Source organism: Paenibacillus tabacirhizosphaerae (assembly GCF_040812395.1).
In the GTDB taxonomy this organism is placed as follows: domain Bacteria; phylum Bacillota; class Bacilli; order Paenibacillales; family NBRC-103111; genus Paenibacillus_E.
In genome coordinates, this window is sequence record NZ_JBFNXH010000002.1 from 559,707 (window position 1) to 574,148 (window position 14,442).

Here is a 14,442-nt window from a genome sequence, read left to right on the forward strand (position 1 = left end):
ATGTTTTTGAAATAATAAAATGCCTTGACTTGTAATGATGACCAGGTCAGGGCATTTGGTTTGTCAGATTCCCGACTCCAGAATATGCATGCTTTCAATATGACGTTTCGTTTCTTCCGTCCCCAGCCTATGCAGCGCGCGGTATACTTCGGTCAAATAATAATCATAGTCTTGATTCGATTCGTTGTTATAATAAACCCTCCAAGGCAAATAAGAGCTTTCGTAGCTGCTTTGCGAGGTATTATCTGTTTCTTCAAAAAGCTCCTGCAACTGATCGATCTCCTCCTCATTGGCCATGATTTCAAACTCGTAATTTAAGGCTTCTTTATCCTCAAGCACTTCGCCTGTGCCCACATTAATGTAATACGTTTTTTTGTCCATTGCTTGCGCCTCCCTCATTACCAGGAATCTGATCGGTTAGGAATAAGTTAACCCGTGCAGCCATGAATTATGTAAGTTTCAACTCGTCGAAAATTGGTGTATGCTAGGGGAGAATAACCTTTAGTAATAATACAGGCAGGAGGTATTACTTTGATTACAGAGGACCAGTTGGATCATTACAGGGTCGAGGGCACGCTGCTGCGCGTTATTCGGGATGTCAGCCCGACGAACGATGTAAGAGGCTTCGTTGTCGCGTGGGATGATGAGAGTGTTCTGATCCGTAAAAAAAACCGTAGAGTTGTCAAGCTCGCGCGCGGTTATGTGTATCAACCCTACGGCGACGAAAGACCGCCTGAATATATGCTTCCCCAAGTGCCGGTTGAGCCGGACCAGGACGAGGACGAATAGGAATGGATGTCCCAATTAACGGTATTACCATGAAGTTAACCGAATGTGCGCAGGGATCTTACCTACGAATCCAAAGTGAGACTCCTCTGCGAACATTGAATTCCTCGCCATGGGGCGGGGGCTTCGGTTCACATACGAATTTGATCAATCGCCAAGTTGACCGTTTCTATCAAGCAGCCGACCCTATAGGCGAAATGAATACGTTCCTCGCCGAGGAAGGCATTGACTCGCATGTTACAGCAAGTATGCTCACAGCGGCTAAGGTGAAGCATGTCGGATTTAGCTCCCTTTGTTGGGAGGAGGCTGCTCAGGTCGAGCTGAGTACCCATGGCGACTCTCGTGAGCGCCTGCAGGTTGCCTCTTGGGTCACGGTTGGGCTAGGTAACAAAGCGAGAGCCGGAGCTGAGCTTCCCGCGTCCTCGCTGTACCCAGGAACAATTAACAGCATCGTCATCATTAATGGCCTCTTAACCGATGCGGCGATGGTGAATGCGGTTATTACCGCGACTGAAGCAAAAACAGCGGCATTACAAGCGTTGGGTATTAAGGTTGGTGGAGCGTTTGCGACGGGAACCACGACAGATGCTGTTCTCATTGCCGCGACAGGCCGTGGACGGTTACTCAGCTATGCGGGTACAGCGACCCAGTTAGGCTATTTGATTGGCAGAACGGTGTACGAAGCAGTCATGGCTTCCGGAAACGTATATGAGGAAAAGCCTTACTGATCCCTTGGATGCAGTAAAGCTGCACATGGCAATTGCTAATTTCATGTTCGACGAAAGAGGCCGTAGGCGGCTCCAGCTCTAAGGCTGCCTAATCCAGTGTCATCAACATCTTCATTCTGATGGTTAGGATCATGTACAATGGCCTCGGCTTCCCCCTCGGTAAGCTCTCGCTTGTTGCCCGTGTACTTTGGTTCTAATGCATCGATTTCTTCTTGATCCATGACAAATCCCTCCTTTTCGGTATAGCTTGTGGAAATGAAACGATAAATATGCAAGCGATTAACAAAACGGCGATTGACTGGATAGCTTTGAGCATGATATATTTATTTTTGTCGCCGCTGATATGAACTTGTTCATCCGGCAGCTTGCGGTCATGGCGGAATTGGCAGACGCGCACGGTTCAGGTCCGTGTGGGCTAACCCCCCGTGGAGGTTCGAGTCCTCTTGACCGCACCATACCTAAAATGATGCCCTTCAGATAACTCTGGAGGGTTTTTTATTATTTTAGGCGTGAGTTTGAATGAAGTTACAGGAAAATTCTAACATTTTGTCGAAGTGTAACTGCAATTAAGTATGGGCAAATACACGGATGAAGAACTAAGAAATTCACCCAAAATCACTTGCAAAATTGCGGCCGACTATTTTGGTATCGCTCCTATGGAGGTAAGCATCGGTATGAGAAATGATCGTCTACTGATAGGTTGTACAATTGGTTTCCAACTTTAAAGAAGCCGCTAGCCACTAGCTCTTTATCTTCTCTCATCGTTCAGATCGGACATGCCAAAATTGAGATTCATGATTCATGATACTTGATACACGGTTGCTTCGAGAAATCGTACATGCATTGGAAGGCCTATTATGCTAACACTACCCCCTATTTTAATGAGTAGAATGCACAACCAGAAAAGAAGCAATCCTGTGTGTTGTCTTTCAGGATTGCTTCTTTTCTGGTTGTATAACTTCTGGCATCAATGAAAAGCTGTATCAACCAAATAAAGTTTGACGAGCAGCATTCTTTATTTTCGGTTTTTAACGATAGATTCCAGTGGTCACAGCCGTTCCGGATTCAAATGCATCGTCCTCGGAGGCCTTCATTCCGCCATGCGATCACTCCATCAACAACTAGGTACTCCATGCTGAGCAACATTAAACCGCTGGCGATGGCGTGATCGACTATGGGGACTTTTTGATGGGATTATTCAGCAGCCCCTATGTAGCTCACAAGATCCCTTGGTTTACTTTTTCATACTTTTTGCGAAGCGCTCAAAATTACTGTCCATGGAATCAAAACTCCATACACCAGTAACACCAAAGTTATACTTTGTATAAAGGCTATACCCGCTCATATCTGTGTCATATGATTGGATAGTAGGGTATATGGGTTTGTCAAGTCCGTATTTTTTATACTCCTCGATCATCCCATCCATGCAACTGCCGACGCTGCGCTTCATTTCTGCCCAATAGCACTGCGGAGAAGCAAAATTGCAATATTTATTAAAAACTTGATACGGTATATTAGAATGATTGCTCACGATCGGGAATGAGGAATAGCCTATTATGGATTGGGGATGCTTTCTTCTTACAAGCTCGCATATTTTAATCGCTTCGTTTGTCATGCCTGCTACTTTCTCTTCCACATCAAAAATATAATAATCACTATGATCTAACGCTTCATTTATCAAATTGGCCTCAGCCTGAATATCGGTAAAATAATTAAATCCCCATGTGCCCACTGTAAATCCTGCATTCTTAAAATTACTTGCGTATTTGAAAAACACATCTTTATAATTTGCCGCCTTGCCATTTGGACTTGAACCTTCATGAAATTTGATACAGACGTTGGTTATCCCTAACGACTTTAGTTTAACTATGAGATTGTCTATCCCCCCATATTGATCCACAAGGTTCTGCAGCTTCCATATCCAGATAAAATTGTTTGAGAGTTGAGCGGTTGAACTTCTTACCAATCCCACTTCTGTCACCATCTTTACAATTTCAGCGCCATAGGAAGGACTGCCTGCCCATTTACCGCCTAATGCTTCCACTGAAATTGCTATGCCTTTCAAATTGGGGAAATGCCTTGGATCAGATGTGCGGGTTTTAGGATAACCAGGGGCGCCTGCATACAGTGCCAGATGATCAATCTGCGCCTGCACCCCTTCCTGCCAACTGGTAAAGCTCTGATGTGCAGCTTGATCTGTGTCAGAGCCGCCAGCATACTTCTTTAAGCCGGCTGGATTCTTGAATGTTTCATCCAATACGCCGCCAAATTTTCCAAAGCCGGTTTCCTTTGCAGACTGGCAGTATACAACGGCAGGATCGACTCCTGCTTTGGGAGCTTCACTCCAAACAATATCCGCAAGAGCTATAAACACATCTGTTGCACCTTTGGATTTTGCCCATGCTTTAGCTTGCTGAACAGTGGCTCTTGGAACAGACAATATGGGAGTTTCTCCAGTTTGAGTATCATCTTTTGAGGTCTTGTCCGACACCGCAACGGTATTGTTGTCAGAGTCCCACTTGATGCCCTCTCCCACAAGCTCGCACAAAAATCTTAAGGGGACATAAGTTCGTTCATGAAGCAGCACTGCGCTTGTATCCAGACTTTGTTGCAGCCCGTTGACAACAGCAAATTTATCGCCAATTTTTAAATGTACTTTCAGATTGCCTTTAGACAGGGTAATCGTATTTTTGTTCCCGTTTTCCTCCCACTTCACATCGAAGTTCATGGACTCTGCCAGGAATCTTACAGGTACCTGTGCTCTGCTATTTTCATCTATATACGGTTTCGCATCTGGGAAATTGACTTCCGTTCCGTTAAATTTCAAATGAAAATAAGGCTTGGTAATGGCACTAATTCCAGCGTCAGGCTGGGACAAATCGACGGAAGAATCAGGCTCGATGCTCAAGTAATCTGCAATTGCCCAACCGATTTTTCCGTCCGATAGCCTGACACGATACCATTCTGCTTCTTTCCCTAAAATGGTTACTTTGGAGCCCACGGCTATTTTGGCTATGACAGCATATTGCAGGCCACTACCGCTTCGGATGTTTAAGATATCGGCAGTGACTGCAGCTGTTTTGGCAGCAGTCTGCAAACTTTGAGAGGTTGCTGATGCTAAAACATGTGCGGGAACAATGCCCGCGAATAACAGAAAGATCATGGTCAGATAAATGAACTTTTTCAATTGATTTTCTCCTCTATTGCGCCATGCATAATGAATTCAAGAGATAGTGCGGTTTAATACGCTTTAAAGTTCTGAAAAGTGATGTTTTTACATGATTGCTCGACATTCTCACGTAAGGTTAGATTCGGGATCAGCTCATAGGACTGAAAGAAATACCCGATATGGCGGCGGCGGAATTCAACCAACCGATTCTCACTCAGCTGAACTGTATTCTGTCGGCCAATATTTTGCGATCGGTTTTCCGGCGAGAGGTACCTAAGGCGCATGGTCTGAAGGAAAATCATCCTATCATTGTACGCTCCAAATGTATTGAAGGCCGACAACGTTGTATTCAAGTTTTAACAAATCACAAAAATAGCGCCGGAAGAGAAAATTGGGCCTTCCCCGCCGGCGGGTAGTGCTGCAATGGTAACAGCTACACCTTATAATGTTGTTCAGAAGTTAAGCCATGCCCCCAAATATTGATAAACAAAGGTTTGCTAGGAGGAATATCGTGTTTTAATATGGTTCACACCTCTAAATAGCGATGTCTTCACCGTATTTTCGGTCTTGTCGACTATTTTTGCAGTTTCTTTAGTAGAAAACCCCTGGACTAGACGCAAATCGACTATAGTTCGATGTTCGACATTACTCACCATTCGGAGAATTCGATTGACTTCCTCCTGGTGTTCAAAATCGTGCGCGTCCCAATGACAGGGGAGCTCATTCAAGTACATTGTGTAATCCCGCTTTTTTTTGCGTTTTCTAAACATATCTATCGCTAAATTTCTGGCAATTTTCTTAAGATAAAAGAAGATTTTATCGTTCGGCAGCAAAGGTGAGGCGCTCATAAAACGGATGAAGCATTCCTGCAACAAGTCCTCGGCATCCTGTCTGTTTTTTGCTATTTTCAGAAGATAGCTTAAAAGATCCTGCTTATATGATGAATAAAGTTTTTGAATGTCCATGACGTGCTTATCCCCTTTTTATTCCGGTCTGCTGGTTATTGCTTTATTTTGTCGTCCAAGCCTTTTAATTCAGGCAACGTGACCAAGTCGTAGCCTTGAGACTGATAATACTCGATAATCTTAGGCAGCGCCCTAATGGTATTATCCAGGTTTCCGTTCCTCCCTCCTCCCGTATGCATCAGTACTACAGCATTCTCCTTAGGTCCTGACTTGACAGCCTTGATAATGTCAGCAGATGAGGTGCCCGCCCAATCGAGAGTATCGATACTCCATAGGGCCAGAGTATGTCCCGATGCCGTAATTTCTTTCTTCACCTGATCCGATGCGGCTCCATAAGGGGGGCGCAATAGCATTGGCGCAAAGCCGGTAACCTCACGAATCGCTTCATCCGTTTTTTTAATTTCCTGGCGAAGCTCCTGTTGGCTAAGCTTGGACAGATTCGGATGATTCCACGAATGATTGCCCAGGGCGTGTCCGTCCTGATTGATGCGTTTCACGACACCAGGATACTGTCTGGTCTTTTCTCCTAATATAAAGAACGTGCCTTTGACCTTATAATCTCTCAGAATATCAAGCACCTTGTCGGTATATTTTTTGTCGGGTCCATCATCGAAGGTGAGAGCCGCCATTTTTTTGGATTTAAGCGACGGCGGGGAAATGGCCGCGGAAATGTTCTTTGGTACTGCTGGCTTGGTAGAAGCCTGAGTTTGCGAGTCTTTTATGTTAGATTTGGCTGAAGAATAGTCGGGAGTGGATGCGCAAGCCAAAGCAATAACCAATCCGGAAATAACTGTAAATCTGACCAAGAGTTTCTTCTGTTTCATGAAGCTTTCCTACTTTCTGTGTGTTTTGATAGATACTCTTAAGTATAGAAAGTAGTTGTTTCAGATGTTCGCGAGTTTGTATCCAAGTTGTAACTTATGTCAACAACTGTTCATAAGAGATGTTAGATAATAGAATATCTGATAAAATGATAGGAGTTTTAAGCTTGTATTGCTATTTTAATTGGGGAGAATCATACAACTATGAGACAGAAAAGCATTTTATTAATAGAGGACGAGGAACCCATACGTGATTTACTCGCATATTCCCTTCGAAAAGAAGGATTTGTTATTAAAGAGGCGGCCACCGGAGCGCAGGCCCTGGAAAAATTGAAACGATTCAGGCCGGACTTGCTTCTGCTGGACCTGATGCTTCCTGATATGAGCGGATTCGATATTTGCAAACAAGTTTCCCAGAAGTCGACGATCCCGATCATCATGATTACTGCTAAGTCTGACACCTTGGATAAAGTTCTGGGTATGGAATTGGGAGCTGACGATTATATAACGAAGCCTTTTGATATTCGTGAAGTCATTGCCCGGATCCGGGCGATTTTCCGCAGAATTGAGCTGATCGGTGATTCCTTGGAAAGCGGGGCGTATGAGGTGATCCATTTAGGGGAGGGTATTGAGATTTATAAAGATAGGCGGGAAGTGTGGAAAGACAAAATCAGAGTGGTATTTACGAATAAGGAATATGATCTTTTATTGTTTTTTGCGGAGCATCAGGAGAAGGTCTTTAGCAGGTCTGAGCTTCTGGACAAAGTTTGGGGATTTGAATTTGCAGGAGATACGCGGACGGTGGATATCCATGTACAAAGAATTCGCAAAAAACTGGAAGAGGATCATAGCTTATCCATGATCGAAACGGTATTTGGCGTCGGTTATAAGCTGATTTCCAGGTGAGCCTATGAAATTTCCTGTTCAATTTAAAATTGTGGTTGTTTTTTCTACCATTATTTTCATCGGTCTATCTGCCATGCTGATTGTGTCCTATAGGGCTACGGAACAAAATATGAATCGGATCATTCATGAGGATATGATTAACGCCAAGACCAACCTGGATATATACATCAATCAGTATTTTATGGTTCATAAGAAGAAGATGAATAAAACATCATTGGCTTCGGAAAGAAACATGCTAACCCGAGAATTAACGGCTGCGATTGGCGGTCCTGTAGCGATTGTTGATGCTGTTGATGGAATAAAGGATTCGGATAATAACGAGGTTGTGAAGTCAGCAGATAACAGCGACCTTGAATCGGCCCTAAGCTCCCAAATCGCCTACAGGATTAGTATAGAGAATCAAAATGTTATTGCCAGCTTGTCCTTCCCGATTCAGCAGGAGCAGTCGATTATCGGTATTGTGAGGTACCAGAAGGATTATAGTGAGCTCTACCAGAGAAACGCCAGCTTTCAATCGATTATCAAAGTATTCGCGGCGATCATCTTCGGTTTTGTTTTTATTGCCTCTATTTTCATTTCCAGAAAGATTACCAAGCCGATTAGAGAATTAACCGAACGCTCCGAACAGGTTGCCTTAGGCAATTTCAATGTGGAGATTCAAATTACATCCCAAGATGAGATTGGTGAATTATCCCGCCGGTTTCAGATCATGATTAAACAAATTAAAGAGCAGATCAAAATTATTGAGCAGGAACGGGATGAAGTGAAGCAGGTTCAAGCCCGGAGCAAAGCTTTTTTCGATAATGTTACCCATGAGCTAAAAACGCCGTTAACGACTATTCTGGGCTATGCCCAGATTGTGAAGGACAACGGGTTTACGGATGCTCCTTTTTTCGATAAAGGGCTAAATTATATTATTCGTGAAAGTCAGAGGTTAAATCGGATGGTCGTTGAAATTTTGGAATTATCGCAATCCCCCGCATTGGCTGCCAATTACCGATATGAAAAGTTAGATCTGTCACAAATTTTGAAAGAAGCGTGCGAGGACATGCGGATTAAAGCCAGAAAATATAACATCGGCATTCAATTCGAGCTTCAGAATGATTTGTATACGGTAGCGGATCGGGAAAAACTGAAAGAGGTATTTTTGAATGTGATTGACAACTTAATTAAGTACGGGGATGTGAATTCCATGATTTATGTTGAGTCGTACAAAGAAGAAAGGTTGGCTGTGGTCAGAGTCAAAGATAAAGGGAGCGGTATCGCAGATGAACATATCGATCAAGTGTTTGAACCATTTTTCAGGGGAGCCGGCAAGAGAGAGAATGAAAAAGGGAGCGCGGGACTCGGGTTGGCGATTGTAAAAAGGATAGTGGAAGATCATGGAGGAGAGATTGAGCTTAACAGTACGATTGAGGTAGGTACAGAAGTTAAAATCAGTTTGCCGGGTGAGTGGGAATGAGCAGGTCGAGCTCCTGGAGAGAGTACCGTCATTATTGGGTTTTAGGGGTTTTATTAATCTTGTTTATATTCGGGTTTTATGGGCTTGGAAGTATGTACGCTTTAAGCAATGTGAAAACCAAAACGGTGGTATTGTCGAGCGATCAATTCAAGAGCAGCCTTGCGACCCTAACAAATACAGCATTTGAAGTCGAGGCTGTCACTAAGCTGACGAATGACTATGAGGCTTATGCGCTTCAAGTGGTAGATCACAATTCCGTAATTTTCCAGATGCCCGACAAATCATACCGAGGATTAAAACTAGCTGTCCTTCATCTTGATGATAACCAGCTCGTTGAAATTTCGAAAAGTTCAGAATTCGGAATCACATTAACTCCTGATGCCAAACAGCTCATCTATTTTAAAACAGAGAATAGGGAAACGGCTCCTAAGACTTATATATATGACTTGCAGGCAAACAAGCAACTGAAAAAAATGGATTATTACTTCGAATCTAACATTTTTTTCATGGATAACGAACAATATATGGGCTTCTCAAAAAATTATTTTACTCTGAGCAATGTGACTACGGGCGAAATTCAACCGCTAATCAGTTATGAAGGGTTAAAAAACCTATTACAGACGGCAAGCGACTCCAAAGACCCAGTTCCGCTAGATTTTAAAAAGGGGGAGAGGCCGAATTTGGTTTACTTTTTAGCGGAATATAAGGGCGGAACCGGCATTTTCACGATGGATTTGAACCATACAAATCAAGTGGACCTGACCATTCAAGGGGAAGCCATTAATCAGTTCGAGATATTAAATAATGGAGACCTATTGTTGCAGGGAAAGATCGAGAAAAAAGAGGGGCTTTTCTTATATGAAAAAGCTGCCAAGAAGTTTCATCTATTGCAGGAAGGCACCATTTCTAACTTTGCGTTGGATGCAGACGAGAAGCGAATCGCCTATGTTGTGGTTCATAATAATCAAAATATTGGTTATCCGCAGACGGGAGACTTGCATGCTGCGTATTTGGATCAAGGGAGTCTGGATTCAGATACGGTAATCTACCGGAATATCAGCCCCGTCCAAAGCTTGATTTGGCGCCAAAACGATCTGTTCAGCAGCAGCAGTCAGATAAATAAAAGCGAGATATTCCGGTTTACCTTTAAGGAGCAATAAGCAGCTATATTTATCCGGATACTAACAGAGACAGGGAAGAGGATTCAGTTCATCGGCGATAGATAACATTGTCAGCAATAATAAGAGGCAGTCTGGAGGAATTGACGAGGACGGGCATAAAATTGGTAATATATATATAATAAGGGGAATAAAGTAGTTTTAAATGAGAATAAATGAATTGTTTCTGTACATTCAAGTGCAAGAGGTGGTACATATATTCCTAACCCTCAAAACCACCGATAGGGAGGAAATAATTTGGACAAGACTACTCTATCCAACTTTGCTAAAGATGTAGATTGTACGTATGACCTAGGTTTATGGTCAGAAATTAATAGTTTTCACAAGAATGAACTAAACGTTGACTCATTCAATGTATCTTTTAATAGAGAGATAAACGCATATGAGTTGAATGTTAGATTAAAACTATGGAATATCGTGGAGATAAAAAAGCTTTTGCATGACCTTCTTATTTTTGTTGAATTTAAAGATACCATGTATATTCAAGAAGAATTAAAAAATGAAATTAAATACTGCATTTTATCAAAAAACAAAAGCAACAAAGGATTTTTGCTTAAAATAACTTATGCATAAATTCTTATACATTCGAATGAATTTCATAAATCGAAAGCCTTGCTGGGCTTGAGGTTCTAAGACATGAAAAAAGGAGTACCTCCCCAAATCTCGAAGTGTTTAGTACCCCTACCATACACCGAGAGAAGGTTGGACTCCCTATGTACAGTATTCGCCAGGAAGAACTGTTTTCCTTGCAAGAACTATTAGAAATGTCGCCCAAAGATACTTACGCTCTAATGTTTGAAACTCTAGACATCACACCCTTCTTCAAAGTGGTGTCCAAAAAGAGCATAAATGGTAAGCCAACGGAGCTAAACTACACTGCGATGCTGGCCTCCTTGTTCATCAGGGTGATGGAACGAATTCCCACCATAAAAGATCTCATTAGACGTTTAACTCGAAGTGTGGAATTCAGTACACAGTGCGGGTTTACAGGCTCGGATCGTATTCCAAGCGAGGCTTCTTATAGCAGAATGATCCGGAAACTGCAAAGCTCTTCCGTGTTTCAAGAAGGATTTATTGACGCAACCGTTGTCGCTATGGATGCCACACATATTGAGGCCAGAGACCGTCAGCCTGAAAAGCAATCGACAGATAGCGCCGACGAGCTGCCAGCTGAGCTTCCGAAGAAGAAGCGCGGTCGCAAATCCAAAGCAGAACGGGATCAATGGCTGCAAGAACAGTTGGAATTAGAAGCAAACTGTCCTATATTTGAGAAAAAGGTCGAAGAGCAGCTTCCATATTCATTTGCGGAACTTTCCGAACAGATTCCTCTTGCACCTGAATGGGGCGTTAAGAAAAACTCGGAAGGTAAGAACGTGTTCTGGTATGGCTTTAAAGGACATTTGCTCGTCGATTGCAAAAGCCAGTATATACTTACCGCATTGTTATCTTCCGGTAATGTCAATGATGCAAAGTTGGCCATTCCCTTGCTAAAATCTCTGGCTGAGCTTCATCCAAATCTGAAGGTTGATTACGTGCTTGTGGATGCCGGATATGACTTGGTTCTAATTTACCAACAGTCGCAGAATCTCGGAGCCAGAGCCCTCATCGACTACAACCGACGGAACGAACAACCCATAGAGGGTAAGGATAAGTATTTCCACCCTCTCTGCAAGGAAGGTCATAGCTACCGATACGATAGCTTCGATCCAAAGTACGAAACACTCAAATACACATCACCCAAAGAATGTGCCACTTGCCCCTTTAACGATGGAGAGTGCCAGAAAGTTCATAAAGTGAAAGTGGAATCCGATGTTCGGAAATATACGGTTCCAGCTCGTGGCAGCGATCGCTACTATGAGTTGTACAAAAAACGCACAGCAGTTGAGCGAGTCAACGCCTACTTGAAAGAATACTTTCAACTTGGCAATATTCGCCATCGTGGAAAGCTAGCTAAAGTCGATTTTCAGTTATCTTGTTTGGTGTATACAGCTTGTAAATTAACCGTCGATCGCGTGAAACTTCGTCGTTCTGGTAAAGTTGCTGCGTAATCTTTTTTGAAATAGAACTTTGATTTTCTGATTCTACAGCTTCAAACAAAAATTATTATGAAATTGATTCGATTAAGAAGATTTTGAAAGAAGGAAGGGAATATGGCGTTGGTACAATTCTCTCTACGCAGTTATTAAGTCATTTCTCAACTGGAGACAATGAATATGCGAACTACATTTTGACGTGGGTCGTTCATAACGTTTCAGATATTAATAACAAGGACGTTCGATATATTTTTAATACCCAGTCAAAATCAGAAGAAGATCACATATTAAACCAGATTCGTAAACTTGAAAAGCACTATAGTATTGTTAAAATGAGCGGAAAGGCACCTGTTCTCATTCGGGATAAAGCATTTTTTGAACTGGTAAGAGAGATCGAAAATGACTAATTATAAGTGTCTTGGTATGGCTAGTAGCTTGAAAAATAAGAGTTAGAGATGCGGTTATCATTTATCAAGATTGCGTTCCTTTTAAGCGCAGTCCTTTTTTTGTCTGAAATACAAATATGTGTTTGATATAATGAGCTTCCAGACCTAGAAATATATTATTTTGGAAAAAAAGAGCGAAAAAACGAGAGCACTGCAAAACGGATACAATATATGTAAAAAGTAACCCAGTTCCGCAAAGGTACTGGGTTTGTTGTATACTGGTAAAAAAGGAAAAGCGAGTTGAGCGTTGTTGTTGCATTCAGCCAGACAAATAAGTGCATCATTTCATGTGGAACTATATAAATTTATTCCAGAAGACCATTTGTTGCGTAAGATAAATAGCATCGTGGACTTCGGGTTCATTTACGACTTAGTGGAAGCATTATACTGCATGTATTACGGCAGACAGGCTAACGAACCTCAATTGCTGTTTCGTCTGCTGTTTTTACAGATCCTCTACAATCTATCAGACGAGTGGTTCGTTCAGGAAACTCAGGTCAACTTGGCCTACAAATGGTTCGTCGCTCTAAACCCTAAAGATGCGCTGCCAGATGCATCCTAACTATCGCGGTTTCGAAACCATCGTCTTAGCGCAAGTCATGTGGACGATGTACTGAAGCAGGTAGTTAAGCAATGTATCGAGCATTTCCTTATCAAATGCAAGACCATCATCCTAGACGTAACCCACACCCAAGCGGCGGCTCAAAAGCAGCAACCAATCGACGTACTTCGTGATGCAGCCAAACGGCTCTTTCGAGTTGTGGTCAAGCGACATCTTAAATTAAAGAAAAAACTGCCGGTATTGCTGAGAGTGGAGCGTACAGAGCCAGAAGCAGAGCGGATCATGTTATGTTATTTAGCTGGACCCGGAGAAAAGGTGGAATTATCCACAATCCTTTACGACAATGAAGGATTCTTCGTTATGCTCAAAAAAACAGTATACCAGTTTCAAAAATATTGTTCAGATACGACTTTCTTACTTCATAAATCATTCCATTTTTGTTTGTTTGAAGCCCCTGCAGCCTGAAGCTGTAACGGGTTGCCTTCATTCCACCATATTACCCTTAGTTCGGGAAATAGTGCTGCGATATGAGCCGCTTGTTCCGCATCACTTTCGACATAATGTGTAAAGCCGAGTTCGAGAGCGCGTCCGCCCTTCCAACGAGCCGTACTTTGCGCATTTGGTATTTCGATTCCGTCGTCTCTGAAAACTGCCGGTATATTGTAATTATTTGATTGTAGCCACCTAAGCGTTCTTTCCCGATCGATTACGGGACGACCAGTTATTATCATATCGCCGTTTGCTACTTTAGGAGCAAAAGAAGCTGGACTAAAAGTATCCCTTAGAGCCAATGCATGCTCTAAGCTTTCTTTATAATGAGCAGAATCAACATCGTTTAAGAAAACTCCATCCATATCCCATGCTGTACGTTCATATAAGTGATCAGATTGTCCGGGTTTATTAACAATCTCGTCTATGTTTAACAAGTGCCGTTCCCAAGGTAAAATAAATCTAACATCTTTCTCCGTTGATTGAAAACAGCTATAGTCAGGAATCGAGGCAGAGATTGTATCCTGGCATACAACGAGAGTTGAGCATGAATATCCCGCTCTTGTTAGAAATTCTCTACAATCTATTAAGGTATTACCGCTGCCAGCGAAATCTTCAGATAGTAGAATCCGTGAATTAGATGGGGGCATCTGCCCAATCGGAACAATTTGTCTATTCGAACGGTCGTATCTTATAAAGTAATAGGGGAGCCCGGTGAGAAAAGCCATATGTATCCCAGGAAATGAACCACCTCTTAACAATATTACGATTGCATCGATTCTTGCTTTTTTTATATCTTCAGATAATACATCTAAACGCAATGAAATAGAAGAATAATCCAAATATATGTTTCGTTTTTTCATGCTATTTTCTCCTTATCTCCTAATGTGATGCCGT

Annotated in this window: 13 protein-coding genes, 1 tRNA gene and 1 pseudogene; 9 read left to right on the plus strand and 6 right to left on the minus strand. The window is 42.4% G+C overall.

Translation table 11 applies throughout. The annotated features are described in order from the left end of the window. Nucleotides 1–63: 63 nt before the first annotated feature. Nucleotides 64–381: a hypothetical protein gene (locus ABRS97_RS05445; RefSeq protein WP_367811882.1), complete on the minus strand. Its 318-nt coding sequence runs from the start codon at nt 379–381 to the stop codon at nt 64–66. Between the two features lie 150 nt (nt 382–531). On the opposite strand from ABRS97_RS05445, the gene ABRS97_RS05450 reads away from it, so the two are divergent. Both ABRS97_RS05450 and ABRS97_RS05455 read left to right on the plus strand, forming a co-directional pair. Continuing rightward, nucleotides 532–789 (plus strand): hypothetical protein, encoded by a 258-nt coding sequence (locus ABRS97_RS05450; RefSeq protein ID WP_367811883.1) that lies wholly within the window; start codon nt 532–534, stop codon nt 787–789. A gap of 2 nt (nt 790–791) precedes the next feature. Continuing rightward, a complete protein-coding gene (locus ABRS97_RS05455; protein WP_367811884.1) occupies nt 792–1,514 on the plus strand; it encodes an adenosylcobinamide amidohydrolase in 723 nt (240 codons plus the stop codon). 41 nt (nt 1,515–1,555) lie between these two features. On the opposite strand, the gene ABRS97_RS05460 is transcribed toward ABRS97_RS05455, so the two are convergent. Beyond that, nucleotides 1,556–1,735: a hypothetical protein gene (locus ABRS97_RS05460; protein ID WP_367811885.1), complete on the minus strand. Its 180-nt coding sequence runs from the start codon at nt 1,733–1,735 to the stop codon at nt 1,556–1,558. A gap of 146 nt (nt 1,736–1,881) precedes the next feature. Between ABRS97_RS05460 and ABRS97_RS05465 the strand changes: the two genes are divergently transcribed. Next, nucleotides 1,882–1,969, plus strand: a tRNA-Leu gene (locus ABRS97_RS05465). A gap of 779 nt (nt 1,970–2,748) precedes the next feature. Here the strand turns inward: ABRS97_RS05465 and ABRS97_RS05470 are convergent. The 3 genes from ABRS97_RS05470 to ABRS97_RS05485 all read right to left on the minus strand — a co-directional run bounded on the left by ABRS97_RS05470 (nt 2,749) and on the right by ABRS97_RS05485 (nt 6,472). Then, the gene (locus ABRS97_RS05470) at nt 2,749–4,701 is read right to left on the minus strand and encodes a stalk domain-containing protein (protein ID WP_367811886.1); all 1,953 of its coding nucleotides are present in this window, start codon (nt 4,699–4,701) and stop codon (nt 2,749–2,751) included. 479 nt (nt 4,702–5,180) lie between these two features. After that, the gene (locus ABRS97_RS05480) at nt 5,181–5,648 is read right to left on the minus strand and encodes an RNA polymerase sigma factor (RefSeq protein WP_367811887.1); all 468 of its coding nucleotides are present in this window, start codon (nt 5,646–5,648) and stop codon (nt 5,181–5,183) included. A 35-nt stretch (nt 5,649–5,683) separates the two neighbouring features. Continuing rightward, nucleotides 5,684–6,472, minus strand: a complete 789-nt coding sequence (locus ABRS97_RS05485) for a polysaccharide deacetylase family protein (protein WP_367811888.1) — start codon at nt 6,470–6,472, stop codon at nt 5,684–5,686. A gap of 201 nt (nt 6,473–6,673) precedes the next feature. Here ABRS97_RS05485 and ABRS97_RS05490 point away from each other — a divergent pair, with 201 nt between their 5' ends. From ABRS97_RS05490 to ABRS97_RS05515, 6 genes and pseudogenes are all read left to right on the plus strand, one after another. After that, entirely contained in the window at nt 6,674–7,375 is a 702-nt protein-coding gene (locus ABRS97_RS05490) for a response regulator (RefSeq protein WP_367811889.1), read from the plus strand. Nucleotides 7,376–7,379: 4 nt separating this feature from the next. Then, a complete protein-coding gene (locus tag ABRS97_RS05495) occupies nt 7,380–8,837 on the plus strand; it encodes a sensor histidine kinase (RefSeq protein WP_367811890.1) in 1,458 nt (485 codons plus the stop codon). Beyond that, the gene (locus ABRS97_RS05500) at nt 8,834–9,997 is read left to right on the plus strand and encodes a hypothetical protein (protein ID WP_367811891.1); all 1,164 of its coding nucleotides are present in this window, start codon (nt 8,834–8,836) and stop codon (nt 9,995–9,997) included. Before ABRS97_RS05495 ends, ABRS97_RS05500 begins: the two co-directional genes overlap by 4 nt. Nucleotides 9,998–10,252: 255 nt before the next feature. Continuing rightward, the gene (locus ABRS97_RS05505) at nt 10,253–10,588 is read left to right on the plus strand and encodes a hypothetical protein (RefSeq protein WP_367811892.1); all 336 of its coding nucleotides are present in this window, start codon (nt 10,253–10,255) and stop codon (nt 10,586–10,588) included. A gap of 140 nt (nt 10,589–10,728) precedes the next feature. Beyond that, nucleotides 10,729–12,063 carry a transposase gene (locus tag ABRS97_RS05510; RefSeq protein ID WP_367811893.1) on the plus strand — a complete coding sequence of 445 codons (1,335 nt, stop codon included), beginning with the start codon at nt 10,729–10,731 and terminating at the stop codon, nt 12,061–12,063. Between the two features lie 681 nt (nt 12,064–12,744). Further along, a pseudogene (locus ABRS97_RS05515) lies at nt 12,745–13,407 on the plus strand (transposase); the annotation flags it as partial. Between the two features lie 68 nt (nt 13,408–13,475). Here ABRS97_RS05515 and ABRS97_RS05520 read toward each other — a convergent pair. Then, complete coding sequence (locus tag ABRS97_RS05520) at nt 13,476–14,408, minus strand: hypothetical protein (RefSeq protein ID WP_367811894.1); 933 nt, start codon at nt 14,406–14,408, stop codon at nt 13,476–13,478. Nucleotides 14,409–14,442: the final 34 nt, after the last annotated feature.

Bases quoted from the DNA above. Each gene is read 5' to 3' on its own strand.
- ABRS97_RS05485 (WP_367811888.1), bottom strand. From the start codon at position 6,472: ATGAAACAGAAGAAACTCTTGGTCAGATTTACAGTTATTTCCGGATTG.
- ABRS97_RS05500 (WP_367811891.1), top strand. From the start codon at position 8,834: ATGAGCAGGTCGAGCTCCTGGAGAGAGTACCGTCATTATTGGGTTTTA.
- ABRS97_RS05480 (WP_367811887.1), bottom strand. From the start codon at position 5,648: ATGGACATTCAAAAACTTTATTCATCATATAAGCAGGATCTTTTAAGC.
- ABRS97_RS05510 (WP_367811893.1), top strand. From the start codon at position 10,729: ATGTACAGTATTCGCCAGGAAGAACTGTTTTCCTTGCAAGAACTATTA.
- ABRS97_RS05490 (WP_367811889.1), top strand. From the start codon at position 6,674: ATGAGACAGAAAAGCATTTTATTAATAGAGGACGAGGAACCCATACGT.
- ABRS97_RS05460 (WP_367811885.1), bottom strand. From the start codon at position 1,735: ATGGATCAAGAAGAAATCGATGCATTAGAACCAAAGTACACGGGCAAC.
- ABRS97_RS05445 (WP_367811882.1), bottom strand. From the start codon at position 381: ATGGACAAAAAAACGTATTACATTAATGTGGGCACAGGCGAAGTGCTT.
- ABRS97_RS05495 (WP_367811890.1), top strand. From the start codon at position 7,380: ATGAAATTTCCTGTTCAATTTAAAATTGTGGTTGTTTTTTCTACCATT.
- ABRS97_RS05455 (WP_367811884.1), top strand. From the start codon at position 792: ATGGATGTCCCAATTAACGGTATTACCATGAAGTTAACCGAATGTGCG.
- ABRS97_RS05520 (WP_367811894.1), bottom strand. From the start codon at position 14,408: ATGAAAAAACGAAACATATATTTGGATTATTCTTCTATTTCATTGCGT.